Source organism: Bradyrhizobium sp. SZCCHNS3016 (assembly GCF_032484535.1).
Taxonomy (GTDB): domain Bacteria; phylum Pseudomonadota; class Alphaproteobacteria; order Rhizobiales; family Xanthobacteraceae; genus Bradyrhizobium.
Window position 1 is genome coordinate 658,999 of record NZ_JAUETE010000002.1, and the last position, 16,691, is coordinate 675,689.

At 62.9% G+C, this 16,691-nt stretch carries 14 protein-coding genes; 7 read left to right on the forward strand and 7 right to left on the reverse strand.

The annotated features are described in order from the left end of the window. Nucleotides 1-156: 156 nt before the first annotated feature. The gene (locus tag QW881_RS07195; RefSeq protein WP_315737504.1) at nucleotides 157-1,191 is read left to right on the forward strand and encodes a patatin-like phospholipase family protein; all 1,035 of its coding nucleotides are present in this window, start codon (nucleotides 157-159) and stop codon (nucleotides 1,189-1,191) included. On the opposite strand, the gene QW881_RS07200 is transcribed toward QW881_RS07195, so the two are convergent. Both QW881_RS07200 and QW881_RS07205 read right to left on the reverse strand, forming a co-directional pair. Next, nucleotides 1,178-1,606 carry a CBS domain-containing protein gene (locus QW881_RS07200; protein ID WP_315737503.1) on the reverse strand — a complete coding sequence of 143 codons (429 nt, stop codon included), beginning with the start codon at nucleotides 1,604-1,606 and terminating at the stop codon, nucleotides 1,178-1,180. The two genes, QW881_RS07195 and QW881_RS07200, sit on opposite strands and share 14 nt — an antisense overlap. A gap of 276 nt (nucleotides 1,607-1,882) precedes the next feature. Beyond that, entirely contained in the window at nucleotides 1,883-2,680 is a 798-nt protein-coding gene (locus QW881_RS07205) for a rhomboid family intramembrane serine protease (RefSeq protein ID WP_315737726.1), read from the reverse strand. Between the two features lie 523 nt (nucleotides 2,681-3,203). Here QW881_RS07205 and QW881_RS07210 point away from each other — a divergent pair. Then, entirely contained in the window at nucleotides 3,204-3,761 is a 558-nt protein-coding gene (locus QW881_RS07210; protein WP_315754036.1) for a PAS domain-containing protein, read from the forward strand. 64 nt (nucleotides 3,762-3,825) lie between these two features. Here the strand turns inward: QW881_RS07210 and QW881_RS07215 are convergent, their stop codons facing one another. The 4 genes from QW881_RS07215 to QW881_RS07230 all read right to left on the reverse strand — a co-directional run bounded on the left by QW881_RS07215 (nucleotide 3,826) and on the right by QW881_RS07230 (nucleotide 10,715). Then, complete coding sequence (locus tag QW881_RS07215) at nucleotides 3,826-6,957, reverse strand: tetratricopeptide repeat protein (RefSeq protein WP_315754034.1); 3,132 nt, start codon at nucleotides 6,955-6,957, stop codon at nucleotides 3,826-3,828. 3 nt (nucleotides 6,958-6,960) lie between these two features. Next, nucleotides 6,961-8,235: a hypothetical protein gene (locus tag QW881_RS07220; protein WP_315754032.1), complete on the reverse strand. Its 1,275-nt coding sequence runs from the start codon at nucleotides 8,233-8,235 to the stop codon at nucleotides 6,961-6,963. A 97-nt stretch (nucleotides 8,236-8,332) separates the two neighbouring features. After that, the gene (locus QW881_RS07225; RefSeq protein ID WP_315754029.1) at nucleotides 8,333-9,445 is read right to left on the reverse strand and encodes a trypsin-like peptidase domain-containing protein; all 1,113 of its coding nucleotides are present in this window, start codon (nucleotides 9,443-9,445) and stop codon (nucleotides 8,333-8,335) included. Nucleotides 9,446-9,731: 286 nt separating this feature from the next. After that, the gene (locus QW881_RS07230) at nucleotides 9,732-10,715 is read right to left on the reverse strand and encodes an MBL fold metallo-hydrolase (protein ID WP_315754027.1); all 984 of its coding nucleotides are present in this window, start codon (nucleotides 10,713-10,715) and stop codon (nucleotides 9,732-9,734) included. 183 nt (nucleotides 10,716-10,898) lie between these two features. Here QW881_RS07230 and QW881_RS07235 point away from each other — a divergent pair, with 183 nt between their 5' ends. The 3 genes from QW881_RS07235 to QW881_RS07245 all read left to right on the forward strand — a co-directional run bounded on the left by QW881_RS07235 (nucleotide 10,899) and on the right by QW881_RS07245 (nucleotide 13,823). Continuing rightward, nucleotides 10,899-11,513, forward strand: a complete 615-nt coding sequence (locus QW881_RS07235; protein WP_315754025.1) for a PilZ domain-containing protein — start codon at nucleotides 10,899-10,901, stop codon at nucleotides 11,511-11,513. A gap of 334 nt (nucleotides 11,514-11,847) precedes the next feature. Next, on the forward strand, nucleotides 11,848-12,474 hold the full coding sequence (locus QW881_RS07240; protein ID WP_315737496.1) for a transglutaminase-like cysteine peptidase: 627 nt from the start codon (nucleotides 11,848-11,850) through the stop codon (nucleotides 12,472-12,474). Between the two features lie 437 nt (nucleotides 12,475-12,911). Next, complete coding sequence (locus QW881_RS07245) at nucleotides 12,912-13,823, forward strand: methyltransferase domain-containing protein (protein ID WP_315754023.1); 912 nt, start codon at nucleotides 12,912-12,914, stop codon at nucleotides 13,821-13,823. A 246-nt stretch (nucleotides 13,824-14,069) separates the two neighbouring features. Here the strand turns inward: QW881_RS07245 and QW881_RS07250 are convergent, their stop codons facing one another. Beyond that, the gene (locus tag QW881_RS07250; RefSeq protein WP_315754021.1) at nucleotides 14,070-15,074 is read right to left on the reverse strand and encodes a hypothetical protein; all 1,005 of its coding nucleotides are present in this window, start codon (nucleotides 15,072-15,074) and stop codon (nucleotides 14,070-14,072) included. Between the two features lie 380 nt (nucleotides 15,075-15,454). Between QW881_RS07250 and QW881_RS07255 the strand changes: the two genes are divergently transcribed. Further along, a complete protein-coding gene (locus tag QW881_RS07255) occupies nucleotides 15,455-15,877 on the forward strand; it encodes a hypothetical protein (protein ID WP_315754019.1) in 423 nt (140 codons plus the stop codon). A 253-nt stretch (nucleotides 15,878-16,130) separates the two neighbouring features. Further along, on the forward strand, nucleotides 16,131-16,646 hold the full coding sequence (locus QW881_RS07260) for a hypothetical protein (RefSeq protein ID WP_315754017.1): 516 nt from the start codon (nucleotides 16,131-16,133) through the stop codon (nucleotides 16,644-16,646). Nucleotides 16,647-16,691: the final 45 nt, after the last annotated feature.

A 16,691-nucleotide genomic window follows, 5' to 3' on the forward strand; every position in this document is an offset into this window, starting at 1 on the left:
GCAGTTCCGTCCAGGGGAGCGTTCACATCAGCGGCATCCGATGCTTCCGTCGACCCGGCATAAAGGATGCTTCTGGTAGGCTGGTGCTAGGCTGTCATGCGTCATGAGTCCGTTGCCGACTCATTGCACACAGTATGCGTAGGCGTGGAGATCTCGGTGCTGGATATTCTGAAAGGACGCCGTGCGAGCGGAACCGAAGGTTCCGATGTCGGTCTTGGGACGATCCGCAAGCCCGTCATCGGCTTGGCACTCGGCGGCGGTGCGGCGCGCGGCTTTGCCCATATCGGCGTGCTCCGAACCCTGATGGCGCACGGCATCGTGCCCGACGTCGTGGTCGGCACCTCGATCGGGGCCGTGGTCGGCGGTGCCTATGCGGCCGGCCAGCTCGATACCCTGGAGGAATGGGCGCGCAGCCTGCAGATGCGCAACATCCTCGGCTATCTCGACATTCGCCTCAATGGCTCCGGCCTGATCGGCGGCGAGAAGCTCGCCGCCCAGCTCGAAGCCTCGCTCGGCCGCGTCACCATCGAGGAGCTGCCGATGAAGGTCGCAACCGTGGCGACCGAAATCCGCACCGGTCACGAGATCTGGCTGACCCATGGCAGCCTGGTCGATGCGATGCGCGCCTCCTACGCCCTGCCCGGCATCTTCGCGCCGGTCCTGATCGGCGACCGCTGGCTGGTCGACGGCGCCATGGTGAACCCGGTGCCGGTGTCGGCAGCGCGCGCGCTCGGCGCCGAGATCGTGATCGCCGCCAACCTGTCCAGCGACGTGTTCACGCATTCGACGACGATCTACTCGCATGGCCAGCCGGTCGAGGTGCCGGAGACGGTGATGGAGAGCGCGCCGCCCAAGCGCCGCTTCGGCAGGCTGTTCTCGCCAGAGCGCGCGGTGAAGCGGCAGTTCTTCGGCGGCGGCGGCCGGCCGGGCATCTCGTCGGTGATGGTCGATGCCTTCAACATCATGCAGGACCGCATCACCCGCGCACGTCTCGCCGGCGATCCGCCGGACCTTCTGATCTCGCCGCGCGTCGGCCAGATCGGCTGGTTCGACTTCCACCGCGCGGCCGACCTCATCGCGTTCGGCACCAGGGCGGCCGAACGTGCGCTGGATTCGATCCAGGAGACCATCGGCCAGGCGACCGGCGCGGTGACGCCGACCGGCGGCGGAGCGACGACTACGCCGTCTTGATGTACTGACGCAGGGCTTCCTGCTCGGTCTCGTATTCCTGGACGCGCCACTTCACGACGTCGCCGATCGAGATCAGGCCGACGACGACGCCGCCCTCGATCACCGGCAGATGGCGGAACTTGCCGTTCGTCATCACTTCCATGATCGAGGCGACGGTATCCGCCGGCTTGCAGCTCACCACCCGCCGCGTCATCACGTTCGACACCGGCTCGGTCAGCGCCGAGGCGCCGCGCTCGCCGAGCGCGCGGACGATGTCGCGCTCGGATAGGATGCCCTCCATCCGGGAGCCCGACATCACCAGCACCGCGCCGATCTTGCGGTCAGCGAGCCGCTTGGCGGCTTCGGCGAGTGTGGTCTGGGACTCGACGCTCTCGACCTGATGGCCCTTGATGTCGAGGATCGCACGTACTGTCATTGCTCGTCTCCTTCAGGGGCCGGTGTGCCTTCTTGAGCGAGGCGTCGTTGCGGCCGATGCTTCCAGCGATCGTCAGTCAAGCGAGTCTTCAATCAACAGTCTGGCAACGCAACGGATCCAATCCTCCCGATCACGCTTTGGTTGCATTGCACTCGGCAGGCTGGCCTGCGCGGCACAAAATGGCCTGCTTTCGTTCATCCGGAATCGTGCTCCGGTTGCAGTGGACGCAAATGATGAATGAAATCACCTGCGCTCGCAAGCGCAGGATTGCGGCAACTAACGGTCGACCACGTCGGACGGTAACGCAGGCGCAGCATCGTCACGCACATGCGGGGTGGGATCGAACAGCGCAAACAGGATCAGGCCGGCGATGAAGCCGCCGATATGAGCCTGCCAGGCGACGTCGGCGCCCTCGGCGCCGGGCGTGATGCCGCCGATGCCGAACACGATGTTGACGCCGAACCACACTGCCAGAAAGCCGAGGACGCGCGGATTGCGCAGCGCACGCGACAGCGACAACGCCGGAACCCTGGCCGCCGCCTCGGCATCGCCGCGAGTGAACGACAGGAAGCTGCCGCTCACGAAGGCAAAGCGCATCGCGGCCGCCATGGTGCCGGACACCGAGGCCGAGGCGCCGATCATCGGCGCCAGCGCGTGCTCATGGGTGAGCAGATGCGCCAGCGCACCGGCCGCCGCCGTCACCGCCATGAACAGATAGAACCGGGCCGCCCCGAAGCGGCGCGCGAGCGCGCTGCCGAATGGCAGCAGCCACAGCACGTTGAAGCCGATATGCGCCAGATTGGCGTGCAGCAGCGAATAGCTGACGAAGGTCCAGATCTTGGCCGGCGTGCCGCCGGGAAACGCCCCGTCCATCAGGGTCTGGTCGTATCGTTTCGGGACGAAGGCGAACAGGTCGATGATCCAGCCGTTCCACTCGTCCGGCAACAGGACGCGCAGATGGATCACCGCGATCAGCAGGATGTAGGCGGTCAGTGCGCCCGGCAGATTGAGGATCGGCTCCCGCGCCTGCTGGAGCGGCGGATCCTGCGTGAGGTCTGACGAGGAGGAATCCAACGGAACGCGCGCCTTCGACGAGAGGAACAGATCCGTCAGATAGGCGGCCTTGGCCGGCCTGTGCAAGCGCACGGCGGCAGAGTTGATGTGCGGCGCGGTGGCAGCGGTGGCGAAAGGGCGGCGGATCCGCAAAAAGAACGAGGGAGGGTCCTGAGAAAACCCTCCCTCCGAGACTTGCCGGCCTTTGCCGCGTCCGGAGCGCCCGGGGTTGTTTTCCCCACCCCGCCCCGTCGCGACGACCAGACTTGTTTGACGCCGCCTGCGTGTACCTCACCGTATCGCGGCGGACCTTCCACCGTCCGGCCGCGATCTGATGAACGCATTGTTAACGATCGCTCGGCGGCCGCCAAGCTCATCGTTAATTTAACCTTAACGCGCGGAAGGCCGGGGGAAAGCCGGCACGATCGCACCATCGGCATGGACGCTGCACCGCCCCTCCTGCGAAAACAAACCAGGGAGGCGCCTGGACGAAAGCGGGACAGCAATGTTCCCCGTGACGTCGAGGGCGCGAGGGGTCATCGAGATGAAACATCCGTCCAATCGCGAGCTCTTCGCCTATTGGAACGACAGGCGCGGCCATGCCAAGGCGCCGGAGCGCTGCGACTTCGAGCCGTCGGCCGTGCGCGAGCTGCTCGGCGACATCTTCGTCTTGTCCTGCGACGCCGACAGCGGCTTTCCGTTCCGCATGGCCGGCACGCGGCTGTGCGCCCTGCTCGGCGGCGACGTCAAGGACAGGAGCTTCCCGGCGCAGTTCGCGCCCGCCAGCCGCCGCGAGATCGAAGAGATCACGATGGTCGTGTGCGAGGAGACGCTGCCGGCGATCGCCGGCGTCAAGGCGCAGGGACCGGATCGCACGACGGCGCATTTCGAGCTGCTGCTGCTGCCGTTCGCGCCCCGCGCGCATGAGCCGATCAGCCTGACCGGCCTGCTTGCCCCATTCGAGACGCCGCGAGGCGCGCTCGGACCGCTGGAGATGGTGTCATGGCGCTACATCCATCCGCCGGCCGAGCCGATCGTGCCGCGCGCGCTGCGCAAGCTCGCGCTCGCCCGCGGCTTGATGGTGTATGAGGGCCTGCGCTGACTGCGGCGCGCGTAGTTAGGACTTCTGTGCAGAAGCAACCGCAAATACTCCAATTGCGTTACCGCTAGCGGATTGTTGTAAGGGCCGAGAGTTTCGCCTGGAACCTTTCGCGCACCTTCTCTGCCCCGCTCTTCGGGTCTTTGGCTATGAGTGCGTTGACGACGACGAGGCCCTTGCGATAGGCGTCGACGGCGTCTTGCAGGGAGCGGTCATCTTTTCCCGGCTCGCTCTGCTCGCGCGCGGCGTCACCGATGCGCTCGTAGCCTTCCGCCAGCTCAAGTTGACGCTTGCTATCGTCGGGAAACCTTCCCGCGAGCTGCAGCCGGATTTGCAGACCGGCATCATATTCCTTGAGCGCGTTTACGAAGTCGTGCTGCCTTCGCCAGACGCTCCCAAGCCTATCGTGCGTGTCGGCTACGTCGCGCGTCCATGCCACTTTATTGAGGTCCTTTGCGGTGATCTCCTCGCGAATTGCCAGAGCACTGCGGTATCTTTCGATCGCGCCCGCCGGGTCCTGTTCTGCCACCGAATCGCCGATGATGACGTATTGCCGGGCGAGGCGAATTTTCCAGTCGACCTTGTCGGGATCGTCGCGGGCGAGGCCGGCTGAGAGGTCGAGCGCCTTCTGAAAGTAATTCAGCGCGTCTTCGAGCTGGCCTTGCATCTTGTGCACACGGCCGATCTGCTCGTAGATCTTCGACAAATTGGATCGATAGATGTTGTTTTTCGGCTCCCTGCCGACCAGGGCCTCCCGTATGGTCATTGCCTGCTCGTATTCGGCCAGAGCTTCCTTCAGACGATCGTGCGCAGCAAGGACATCGCCGATCCGGGTCCGAGCATCCGCCACGGCCTTCTGCGCATCCGGATCGTTCGGGTCCTGAGCCAGGAGAACGGTGCCAATCGCAAGGGATTTCCGGTACCAATCCAGGGCACCCCTCCAGTCCGTATTCAGGAGACTGTCCGCAATCTTGTTCTCGACGAATGCGATTCTTAGGCGCGCTGCGCTGTCCACGGGATTCTTGTCAGCCAGCTGCTGCGCAATCCGTAGCGCGTAATCAAGTTCCGCTGCGGATCGCTTCAGGTCACGGCCCTCGAAGGCATCTCCGAGTCGGAACGCAACCGCATAACGCAGCTTCTTCCACTCGTCGTTCTCGGCGTCGTTCTCGAGGAGCCGGTCAACCAGGTGTTTCGCCTGTTCGATTTGTGTTATGGCAGCGTCATGTGCTCCAACCAGTAGGTACACATCCGAGAACTTCGTCAGCAGATTGGCGCGATACTCCATGACTTCCGGCCGATTCTCGACGGCATCGAAGATCTTCTCGGCGCCGTGCAGCAGCCGTTCCGCACTCGAAACCTGGATTGCGCCGGTATTGAGCTGATCCTGAATTACATCGAGCACGCTCCCGACGACGGAAAATGCACTTTTCGCGCTCCGCAGCGCGGATTGCTCCTCCAAATACGCCTTTAGCCAGCCCGACACCGCAAAAACGAGCAAGGCCGCCATGACAATCAGCGCGCCGTTCCTGGCGCGGGAATATCGTCGCGCCTGCAGCTCGTTGTGGGTCCGACTGGCCGCCACGAGCTCCTTGAGCTCCGGCGCGCCCTCCATGTAGGACGCCGCGTCGTCCAGAGCGGCGCCAGAGAGCAGGTAACCGGCATCCAAGCCGGATGCCTGCCAGCGCTGCGCCGTCGCGATGAGCTGCAGCTTCGCCTTGGACCGGTCCCGCTCGTCCTGCAGCCAGTCGCGCAATCGCGGCCAGCCATCGATGAGCGCGCTGTGGGCCAGATCAAAACGATCGTCGTCCCAGCCGACGCCTGGGCTGCGCCGGATGAGCTCGGCATCCACATATCGCTCCAGAACATGGTCGACGCGACCGGCAGGCGCGATCTGCACCAGAACGTCCCGCCGCACCCGGCGGCGGATGAACCCCTCCACGTCGGGCTGCACCAGTTGCAGGAAGACGCACCTCGCCGCCGCCTGGTCGTCAGACGTTAGACCGGCGTAAATCCCTTCTGCTGTACGGATCAGAGCGTCTCGCGGCTTACCCACCTTATGATAGGCTTCCCAGGTGATGCGGTTGCGCTCGCGCTGGTCCCACAGCCTTCCCAGGGTAAATTGCAGCATGGCCAGCGCGCCCGCATCGCCGGCAACGCTCTTGGCGAGGTCTTCGACGATTCCCTCGTCGAACTTGAGCCCGACCGTGGTGGCCGCGCTCTCGATGATGTGCTGCACTTCGGCGGCGCTGGGCGGCGCAAGCGAGAAGCGCGCGGCCGGATTCTCCCCGAGTGACTTGAGTGCAGCGAGCTGAAGCGCCGGTTGCTGGTACCGTTCCTCGATGATGAGGATGGTCCGGTCCGGCTGGCCACGCGTTCCGATCAGTGCCTGAACAAAGCCCTCCCTCGTCTTCTCGTCCGAGCAGATCGTAAAGATCTGCTCGAGCTGGTCGACAACCATGATAACGGATCGCCCCGGAAATACGCCGTCGAGCAGGGCGCCAAGAAGCTCTGGCGAACGTTCGAGCTTCTGCTTCTGCTCGGTGATCCATGTTTCGCGTTTGGGTAATGCGGGATTGGCGGCGACCTCATATATGCTCGTGAGCAACGCGGCGAACGGATCCGCTCTCGGAACTACGACCAGAACGAGCGGGCTCTTGCCTTCCCCGGCAAGCTGCGACTTCATCCTTGGGATGGCGCCGGCCATTACGATCGATGTCTTGCCGCTTCCCATCGGGCCGGCGACGAGCACGGCACGCTGCTGGCGAAGCTGCTCCAGAAGTTTTCTGACTGCCTCCTCGCGTCCGAAAAAGCGTCCCGCGTCGTCTTCGTCGAATGGATTCAACCCAATATATGGATTGGCAGCGCTGGTGAGGTCCGGGGCGTGCGATGGGTCGAAGGGGGCGAGGGCGGGCAGCGTGGCAGAGAGAGCCTCCCGATCGCCGGCCGAAAACTGATACGACGTCCAGTAGGTAATGATGTTCTGGGCAGCCTCGCGGTCGGCCGGTGAATCTATCCATCGTCCCGCCGCCTGCGCCCGATCGATGAACTTATGGACGTCGGCAAGCAGATCTTGGTCGTTCTCTCGATCGCGGGCCGCGCGCATCAATGCGATGTGTTCGGCGCGCAATTCGGTTAGCGAGGTGAATGTTGACGGCACCGATCCTGAGGCGTCCGGCGCAACTTGGTGATCTTTCGACATGGCTCACACCTTGTCAGACAGTTCTCGCAAAGGCTCACGGATCTTCAGGATGTCTCCACACTGCGCCTTGAGATCTCGATCGACATTGAAGAAGTGAAGAAGCGCCGTATCGCGGAATAGTTTGAAATTTCTGCGCAGCGTGCCGAAATTGGTGACGTGACTGGCGATCGTCTCGTCGACCCGGCTGGCGTACTCCTTCGCATCCTTCGCCCAGTCCGCTTCAGCCTGCGTGGATGCGATCTCGTCGACGCGCGACTTGATCGCCGGCCAGAATTCCTTGAACAGGTCGAGCGATTCCGGTGTGTTCTTTTCGATGTTGTCTTCGGCCTCCCAGAAATCCTTCTCGATTCTCTGCCATTTGTCGTGTTCCGCAACCCGGCTACTCAGTTGCGACTTGATGTTCCTCAAAGATGCGATCGCCTCTTGAAGGTCGGCAGCCGACGCATCCCCTGCCGGCTTGGCGGCGACAGCATTCGCGAGGATTTCGCTCAGCTCTCTCAACGGGAGCTCTTCGGCATATCGGTTGAGCGAAGCGTTGACCCTGCTCTGTTCGGAGACGATCACGCTCCGAAACGGGAACACCGCAGTGATCACATCGTGCGTATCCTCGTCGCGAACGGCCTTCCGCAATTTCGGAATCGCCGATTCAAGCTCCTCTACCCAGCCCCGCACGTGCGTCCGATCGGCGCCGACCTCCGGGAGCAGTTCGGCCGCCTCGCGCACGCGGCTGCAGATTTTCGCGAGGTCGATGACGTGTTGTTGGAGCCCGAACGATGCTTGCGGATCGCGCCCCAGTTCCTTGGCACAATCGATGATCTCGCGGTAATGTCGCAATTGGATGTCGTGCAGGCAATCGTGCAGCTCCTTGTAGTGAAAGAGGGCGTCGATTCTGCTGCTGACCTGGTCGAGCGTTTTGCGCGAGGCGGCGACGACGGAGCGTATCCCGGCGTCCTCCTCGACTTCCCGACGCAGGCTATTGATCCCGGTGTTGAGGGTCTTGACGCTGGCCAGCGTAGAAATGCGCTGTAGGTGTTCGCCGACAACCCTCTGAAGGGCATCGTTGGACTGTTGATCCTTCCAGTTCTTGATGCGATTGAGCAGGTCGAGGAGCCGTCCATCCCGCTCGACCATGTCCAGAAGATCGAGAACAACGTTCTGCTTCGGTTGCTCCCAGGTCAGTCGATCGGAAACGTCTTTACCCATTGTAAAGCGAACCAGGACCTTCAGATCGTTCATGTTGAACGCGTCGCAGATGCTATCGAGCAGCATCTTGTCCAAGAGAGATTCCGACCCTTTCGCGGAGCCGGCAGCGGCTGTCTCGACCATTGGCCTCTACGTCCTTTCACTCGAAGCGAAGCGAAGCGGACCCGGCGCATCATGGCGCCTCGAACTCGATCTTGCCTGCAAGCCGCTGGCGGATCATTCCAATCGGAATGCCCTGATTGAATTTCGGCGAGCCCCAGGCAGGGTCGCCCATGTGATGCATCGCAACCAGCGACCATTCCATATTGAAGCACGGGGACCCCGATGAGCCTCGGTCGCTGTTGGTGGCATAGCGAACCCGTGTGCCGTTGCCGTTCACGCCGAGCACAGCTTGCGTGTCCACGGCGAGCTTCAAAGGGCTCCCGTCCGGATGCTGGGCTATCAGCAGCGGCATGTCGGTCTCAAGTGGCGGCTGTGTCTTGGGCATTGCGATCCAGCGCCGTCGCGGGGCACCGGAGCCGGCGTTCCTGTCGATCGGTTCGTTGCCGATGGATCGCGCCAAGCGCGCGAGTACGAAATCGAGTTCGTCGGCCGCTGGAAGATCACGATCCGGCTGACCGTCGGCCTCGGCCTGGCTGTAACGCGCGAAGTCGATGCGCCAGTCTGAAGCGTGTAGCGGCACGACAACGCCTTCCGAGCGCGAGCCGTCGGTGAGAACCTTGTAGTCAAAATGGCAGGCGACCGCGGCCGGACGTGCCGTCCCCTCGATCGCGGACTCGAGCACGTGATAGTTGGTCAGGATGAGATCCGGTCCGATCAAGAACCCGGTTCCCATCGCGTTGCCGTCGAACTCAATGCGGCAGACTTGGCCCTCGATCTGTGCCATGCATCCCCGCCACACGCCCATATCGAAGGTCTTAAGTCGCGGACGCACGATCGCTTCGAGGCCGCTTGCGGTGGCATGCTCGGGTGCCGCGGTGACGGACTTGCCCGCGTTCTGTACCGACATCGTCGGCGCCATGCCGAATTTCTCGTAGAGGCGTCGTATCTTCTCGTGGTCAGGCCTCGTAAGATATGCAGCGCGTGCCAAATCGACGACGATCGTCGCGCCTTTTCGCTCCGCCCAGTCGATCAGTTGAAACGCCACGTAGTTGTTCGGACCGGGTGTAACAATGTCTTCCAGACGTTCGTTTAACCGAACGCGGACCATCATTTCCAATTCTCTAGGATTGAACGCTGCGACAAGCGCTTCCTGGAACTCGCCGAAATCGATGCCCGGTATCATCGCACCAACTCCTGCGCGAAGTGAGGTGCCGCCCGCCGACGACCGGCACGCGACGTCTCGTTGAAGCCGATGGGCTCGTCGTCTCGGTGCCCCTCATTGCTCCATAGAACAATGTGCTGCGCTCAAGCTCTACTTTCAAGAGCGTTGTTTACGGTATGTAACCTCCCGCTGAACTCACCGGAGGGACCGGAGGCCGCCAGATCCGGTCTGGAGAGTGTGGATCTTGTCGCGACGACCTCTGGTCGCATCGCATGCGGGCCACGCGATCGGGGCTACGTCCCGCGCCTCACCGCGAGCCGGTCAGCGGGGTGAGCAGACTGCCGTCGGGAGCGAACGCGGCGACGTGATCCGAGATGACGAACGAAGTAAGATCGCGTCCGACGACAAGCGGGCCCTGATAGGCCGTGCGCGTGCGCGCGACCAGCGCATCCTCCGGCACGTCCTGGACCGGCTTCACGGTCGCAAACACGATGTGCGAGTAGACTGCGAGCTTCGGCTTCGCCTCGCTGAAGATCCTGCCGGCCTCCTCGGGCGAGGTGTGGTGGTCCTGGATGGCACGGTAGTTCGGATAGGATGTGAGCAGCTCCGGGTCGATCACAGCGACCTCATGGATCAGAAGATCGGCACCCTCCGCCGCCTTCTCCACCCGCGGATCGGGCTTGGTGTCTCCGGACAGCACGACCTTCTTGCCGTCGAACTCGACGACATAGCCGAGCGCCGGCTTGATCTTCTCGCCGTGATTGACCTCGATGGCGCTGACCCTGACGCCGTTACGCTCGTAGACGATGCCCGGCCCGATATCGGTCGCGGCGAAGGCGACGCCTTCGGGCGGATAGTGCTCGTCATCGATGCGGATGCGGATGTCCTCGGAGAAGGCTTTGGTGAGATTCTCCGTCATCGCCACTGTTCCCTTCGGTCCGAACACGACCATCGGCCCCTTGCGCGAGGCCCAGGGCGTGCCGATCCATCCGCTCAGCCACATGTCCGGCAGCCCCACCACGTGATCGGAATGCAGATGGGTGAGGAAATGCGCGGTGATGCTGCCGAGTGGGATGTTCTTCTGGAACAGGCGGATCGTGGAGCCGCGTCCGAGGTCGAACAGCAGCCGCTCCGGCCCGGCCTCGATCAGGGTGGAGGCGCTGAAGCTCGACAGGCGCGGCGTCGGCGTGCCCGTCCCGAGCAGGGTCACCTTCATCTCGGCCGCCGCGGCCGGCGACGATCCAACCGCTGCGCAGACCACGACTGCCACGGCTCCCAACCAACTCCGCATGAACGTCTCTCCCGTCTTCACTGGTGTCATTGGCGCGATGCAGCGCCTGCCCACTCTATCAGCTCGTCAAAGGCCGTGGCAGCGTGCGGCAGGAGCACAACGTAACGCTGAATTAACCGTGCAGGACTTAGTTTCAACACTGGATCATCCGGCACGCTAAGAGCCGGCTTTGAGTGGCGAAACATGGCGTTGCCGAACAAAAAACTCTCTCTTCCGGCCGCCGAGGAGCGCCGCCGTTTCCAGCGGGTCAAGGTCCACCTGCTCGGCCGCTACATGCTGCCGGACCGCCGTGAGTTTCCCTGCCAGGTGATCAACATGTCGCCGGGCGGCCTCGCGCTGCTCGCGCCGGGCATCGGCAATGTCGGCGACCGCGTGATCGCCTATCTCGACCATATCGGCCGTGTCGAAGGCAAGATCACCCGCATCATCGACAACGGTTTTGCGATGACGATCGGCGCCACCGCGCGCAAGCGCGACAAGCTCGCCGCGCAGCTGACCTGGCTCGCCAACCGCGACATCCTCAACCTGCCGGAGGATCGCCGCCACGACCGTATCATTCCGCGCAACCCGATCGCGGTGCTGACGCTCGAGGACGGCACCAAGATGACCTGCCGCATCATCGACATGTCCCTGTCGGGCGCGGCGATCGCGGCCGAGACCCGGCCGCCGCTGAAATCGCAGGTCATGCTCGGCCGCGTGCAGGCGCGCGTGGTGCGAAATCTCGAAGGCGGCTTCGCGATCGAGTTCCTGCACGCCCAGCTCGCCGAAACGCTCGAAGACAGCGTTACCGCGCGGTAAAGCCGCAAGCCTCTGAAATCCCGCAACTTCACGGAGCACACGGCGTCCGCCACCGCGGGTGCCGTGTGGCGTTCGGCCAGCGCACAGGTGGTCCGGCGCGGTTAATGGCTGGCGGGCAAAGCGCGGCAGACCCTGCAACGGCAGCGGTTCCCGGCTTAATGCCGCGCATTCGATTCAACCCCGAACGATTCAAATTTTAGCTAAGTTTGATTCAAGTGAAAGTCGAATAAGCCCTTTGTTTTACTTGGATTTGCGTCAAATCCATCGTGGCGATTTAGCGGCAGCGAAAAATCTTTGTGAGACACATGGTCCCAACGAAAACGGGGGGCCAAAAATGGTCAAGCGGACGGGACAGGCAAAAGGGTGGGCGGTCGCAGCCTTCCTGATGGCGATGGGCGGGATGGCGCATGCCGGCGATGACCGGGTGCTCTATGCGAGCCTTGGCGACACCGCACGGGCGCCGATCGGCTGGGTCGAGTTCTGCACCGAGACGCCCGAGGAATGCCGCGGCGGCGCGTCGCAGCCCCGCGACATCGTGCTGTCCCAGACCGCCTGGCGCGATCTGCTAAAGGTCAATCGCTGGGTCAACGAGAACGTCAAGCCCATCACCGACATGGACCATTGGGGCGTGGTCGAGAAATGGTCGTTGCCGACGGACGGCTACGGCGACTGCGAGGATTACGTGCTGCTGAAGCGCAAGCTGCTGATCGATGCCGGCTGGCCCCGCGAGGCGCTGCTGATCACGGTGGTGCGCGACAAGAAGGGTGAAGGACACGCCGTCCTCACCGTGAAGACCGACAAGGGCGAATACGTGCTCGACAATCAGAACGAGAGCGTCGTCGCCTGGACCGAGACCGGCTACCGCTTCGTCAAGCGGCAGTCGCAGGGCGATCCCAACGTCTGGGTCTCGCTCGGCGACGGTCGCCCGGCAGTGGCCACCGCCAGCGCAAGAGAACGCTAAGGCGTCCGCGAACGCTGATCAGAGAGGCGAGACACGAATTCGAGTTACGCGACCCGGTCACATCCCCACCCCTCCCCGTCCCAGACCGGTTCGCGCGCGGCCAGGCCTCCCCCAAGGCCTGGCCGCAACTTTTTTGAGCCAGCCGAAATTCACGAAGACCGCTTGAATTCCACGGCTTGGCAGCACCGTTCCGGTCCCGCTCGCCGATCCACCCGTCACTTCGGCCGCTCGGGCCAGGCCCGACTGACCTGATCGCGCAGTCCGCACGCGAGGCGCAAGTCCATCGGTATACTCGTTTTTTTGAGGAACTGGCGGCCGCTGCAGCCCCGCCATACAATCCAAGATCAGTTATGTTCCGCATCAACACGCGAAGATTGATCACGCTGAGACTGTGGTGCTAGAGTGCTTCCACTTTAGCGCGGGGCATTGCTATGGGGATGAACCTCGATGCCGTGATCTACTTGCAGCGGAACGGACATCTGACCGGCAGCAAAAACAGAATTCTCGATATCGGGCCGCAGACCATCTATTTCGCGCGCGCCGAGCAGATCACGGAAATCGTCGAGCGCCTGGGACAGCCGCGTCCTGACGCAATAACGGTTGATCGGCTCGTCCACTTCTCGACGCCAAGAGCGGACGAGAGAACGACGATGCTTTCCGAGATCACGGATCTCGCAAACATCGAATATGAGGCGATCGATGTTTGTCCCGGGCTGAAGAACACCAACATCCTGGATCTCAACTTCGACGAACTCCCTTCGCAGCTCCGTGGCCATTTCGACGTGGTTCTCAACTTCGGCACCACCGAGCACATCGTCAATCAGTGGAACTGTTTCGAAGTGATGCATGACGCCATGAAGGTCGGCGGCGTGATCTACCATCAGCTGCCAGCGAGCGGCTATCTCGACCACGGATACTTCTGCTACACGCCGCTGTTCTTCCGGGAGCTTGCCCAGGCCAACGGCTACGAGATCGAGTGCCTCGCAGTCACCCATGCGGGCGAAAACCGGATCGACGCTCTCGGCATCACTTGTCTAGGCGGCGATACGATGTTGAATGAGCCGGCCCATCTCGCCGAAAACAATCGCGTCCCCCAGCTCAATCTTCACGTCGTCCTGCGGAAGACGATCGACCAGGCGTTCCGCCCCTCGCTCGAGATCGCTACGACCCACAGCCAACTGAGCGAAAGGATGCGAGCTCGCTACAGCGACCTCCTCCAGTTGCAGGATCGCATCGAGGCACTTGAGTCGGAACTCGGCAGAACGGTGAGCCCCCGCCTTACCCGCTGGCTGCAGAAGAACTACGCTCTGCTGCGTGGGAGCGGGCGCGCGCCCGTCCGGCTGCCATAGCGAAAGGTGGCCTACCGTTTCTCGAATTGTGATGCCAGAGAAGCGTAGCTGCATCAGTATCTGCCATCGGGCGCAGCCGCGCCTTCAATCGACCAGGCCGTGGCAAAGGCTGCGGCCAGGATCTCTCGCGCGTCGGGCACGATCGACTGTCACCGTGAATCTCTCCACGACGCCGTGCTGAGAGCAGGCCGAGATGCAAGCGCCCGCCGTTAGAGGCCAGCGGCGATCTCGACCGTCCTAGCTTCATCACCCGCCAGGAAGCGCGGAGGCTTGGGCCGGCAATGGACCATTGTTCAAGCACGTCTGCGGCAGTCGGTCGAACGCGCGAACAAACTCCGACGAGAACCGCTTCGAGCTGTCAAATGACAGATGAGCCTCGTCGACGAAGGTGAGATCGTCGCCGGTATCAGCATCGATATACATCGCCCCGATCGTCTCGGCGAGTTGCTTGGTCGGATCCGGCTTTGGCCAGATTTCGGTCGTCGGCATCGGGACCAGGACGACACAGTCGGCAGGCATGCCAATTCGCTTCAAGAAGTTGTTTGCCTCGATCGCCGAGAGCGGCACATTGACCTGAAAGTCCCGCAACTGGCTCCGACGAACTCGCGGGCGCTGGCGATCCGCCATCAGCACATCCCGCCAACGAAAATAGCCATCCACTGAGGATCTGAAGGCCGTCGGCGCAATTCCGCAGTCGACAAACCGTAAATTGCATAGGGCTGGCTGGGCCCACATCTCCCCCTTCTTGACCAGAGCCCGCCCGAGCTCCCATCCATCATGCAGCGCGGCCAAGGCGGGCTCGCTTACCCGATCGTTGAAATAGGGATCGACGCCAATCACCAGCACACGCGGACGCAGATGGTGCTTCACCGCAAGCGCAGAGAAGAACGTCTGCTGGTCCTCATAGCCGAATCCGAGATTAAACTGCCGTAGACCGCGTGCGGCAAAATACGACCGCACTTCGGCCGTGCTGAAAGCAAACATCGTGCGGCTCGACCCAGTAAAGACCACATCGGCTGCCTTGAGGTTGGCAAGCGCCCTGCGCTCGATCCCGAACCAAAACGCAGCATGCTCGAAGTCTCCAAATCGGCGCGCACTGCAGTAGCTGATGAACTGATCAGGCTCCGGCGCCGGCTTGCATCCGGCGATCGAGATCCCCCTGCCGCTATATGCGATCGAAGCCGCCAGGCAGCCCGATACAATGACCATGGCAATATAGATCAACAGCCAAAGTTTGTGCCCATCACGCACGCACGCGCCCCCTGCCGGCCGGAACAACGGTTAGTAAATACCACATGGCTGGCCATCACGCGCAAAAAAATCGACTTAAGATTGAGTTCAGAGTCTTACGCAATCAATAACGGTATTTTTATACTCATCTAAGCCGAGTTTCCGACAAGCCGTGGTGAGCTGCCGGAACAAAAAAAAGCCCCGCGGCGCGGGGGGCGCGGACTTCGTAGTTCGGCGTCTTGCCGTGGGTCGCGGACGGTGGGAGGCACGTCATCGCCTCGCGTAAGGCCGTCTCGATGCGCAACTTTTTTTGGCCTTGCTTTGACGATATGTCGCAGGCGGGGCGCGGCAATGGCCGGCCAACCTTGTTTTCCCTCGACCGTCGGGTTTAGGTTGTCGGCATGATGATGATCCTGCGAAGCGCGACCCTGCTGGCCGCGGCCCTGACCCTGGCGAACTGCTGCATGTCCGGCACCGGCTGCTCGGGGCCGCTGGCCTCGGCCGGCGCACCTGCAGCCACGCCGGCGATGGCCGCTGCGCCCGCCGTGATTGCCGCGCAGCCGACGAGCGCTGCGGCCGACTGGGACGGCCGTGTCGCGACCTCCGACGCCGACACCGAGATGGTGACGGAGCCGGACATCGGCACGCCGCGCAAAGGCGCCAAGCGCCGTGGCGACTCGCGGGTCGACGTGATGTCCGCGCAGTCGAGCTCCGGCTATCGGGGCCGGATGAGCTGGGAGGAGGAACAGGCGGCCGACCTCGCCGACGAGGCCCGCCTCAAGCAGAAGCTCACGATCTGCCGGAACTGCAGCGCAACGCAGTAAGCATCTGTCCCGCCGCATTTTTCGGCTGGTCGCGGCCGCCGCAGGGAACCGGCATGGTGCATGGCGCGGCCGCGCCCTTTCGGACTTGCAGGCCTCGCTTTTGTCGGATTTCCTAATCAAACCTTGACGACTTGGTTCGTCCGTCAGACGCTCGATTTGCGGGCTGGGCGAACAGCGTTCTCTGCTCGAGTTTTCGCCTCTTCCAGTTTTCGGGAGGAGCATCCGAAGCTTTTTCAATTTGGGTGGTTTCGTGATGAATCCGGTGACGCGCGACACCAGACGCTACCCCGAGAAGCTCAGCCCGAGCCCCGTCAAGGGCGCCCAGCCGATCGCGCTCGCAGCCGCGACGCTCGTGGTGCTGGTCGCGGGCATCGGCGGCATCATGTTGTGGCGTGCCCATGGGGGGGCGCCGGAAGCCGAGCGCGGCGCGGTGACGCGGCAATTGCAGGCGCGCACGGTACAGGCGTCTGAGCAATTGGTGGAGAAGACCAAGGGCCTGGAAGCCACCCAACAGGAATCGATCGATCAGCTGCAGATGATGCAGGAGCAGATGCAGAGCATGCGCCGCCTGCTCGCCGCCCAGCAGGCCGACACCAAGCGGCTCTCGGACCAGGTCTCGACCTTGAAGGACTCCATCGACGGCCTGCGCCAGTCCTTCGCCAGCACCCAGAGCTCGGAGCAGGCCGCGCCGGCCCCGCGCAACCGCAGCATCCGCACCCGCGCCCATGCCAGCCGCAGCGGCCATCGGCATCGCCGCAACCGGTCCTGATATGGCCGGTCCTGACACCTTGCTCGTAGAATTTCCCGCCGAATT

Bases quoted from the DNA above. Each gene is read 5' to 3' on its own strand.
- QW881_RS07200 (WP_315737503.1), bottom strand. From the start codon at position 1,606: ATGACAGTACGTGCGATCCTCGACATCAAGGGCCATCAGGTCGAGAGC.
- QW881_RS07210 (WP_315754036.1), top strand. From the start codon at position 3,204: ATGAAACATCCGTCCAATCGCGAGCTCTTCGCCTATTGGAACGACAGG.
- QW881_RS07215 (WP_315754034.1), bottom strand. From the start codon at position 6,957: ATGTCGAAAGATCACCAAGTTGCGCCGGACGCCTCAGGATCGGTGCCG.
- QW881_RS07225 (WP_315754029.1), bottom strand. From the start codon at position 9,445: ATGATACCGGGCATCGATTTCGGCGAGTTCCAGGAAGCGCTTGTCGCA.
- QW881_RS07230 (WP_315754027.1), bottom strand. From the start codon at position 10,715: ATGCGGAGTTGGTTGGGAGCCGTGGCAGTCGTGGTCTGCGCAGCGGTT.
- QW881_RS07235 (WP_315754025.1), top strand. From the start codon at position 10,899: ATGGCGTTGCCGAACAAAAAACTCTCTCTTCCGGCCGCCGAGGAGCGC.
- QW881_RS07240 (WP_315737496.1), top strand. From the start codon at position 11,848: ATGGTCAAGCGGACGGGACAGGCAAAAGGGTGGGCGGTCGCAGCCTTC.
- QW881_RS07245 (WP_315754023.1), top strand. From the start codon at position 12,912: ATGAACCTCGATGCCGTGATCTACTTGCAGCGGAACGGACATCTGACC.
- QW881_RS07255 (WP_315754019.1), top strand. From the start codon at position 15,455: ATGATGATGATCCTGCGAAGCGCGACCCTGCTGGCCGCGGCCCTGACC.
- QW881_RS07260 (WP_315754017.1), top strand. From the start codon at position 16,131: ATGAATCCGGTGACGCGCGACACCAGACGCTACCCCGAGAAGCTCAGC.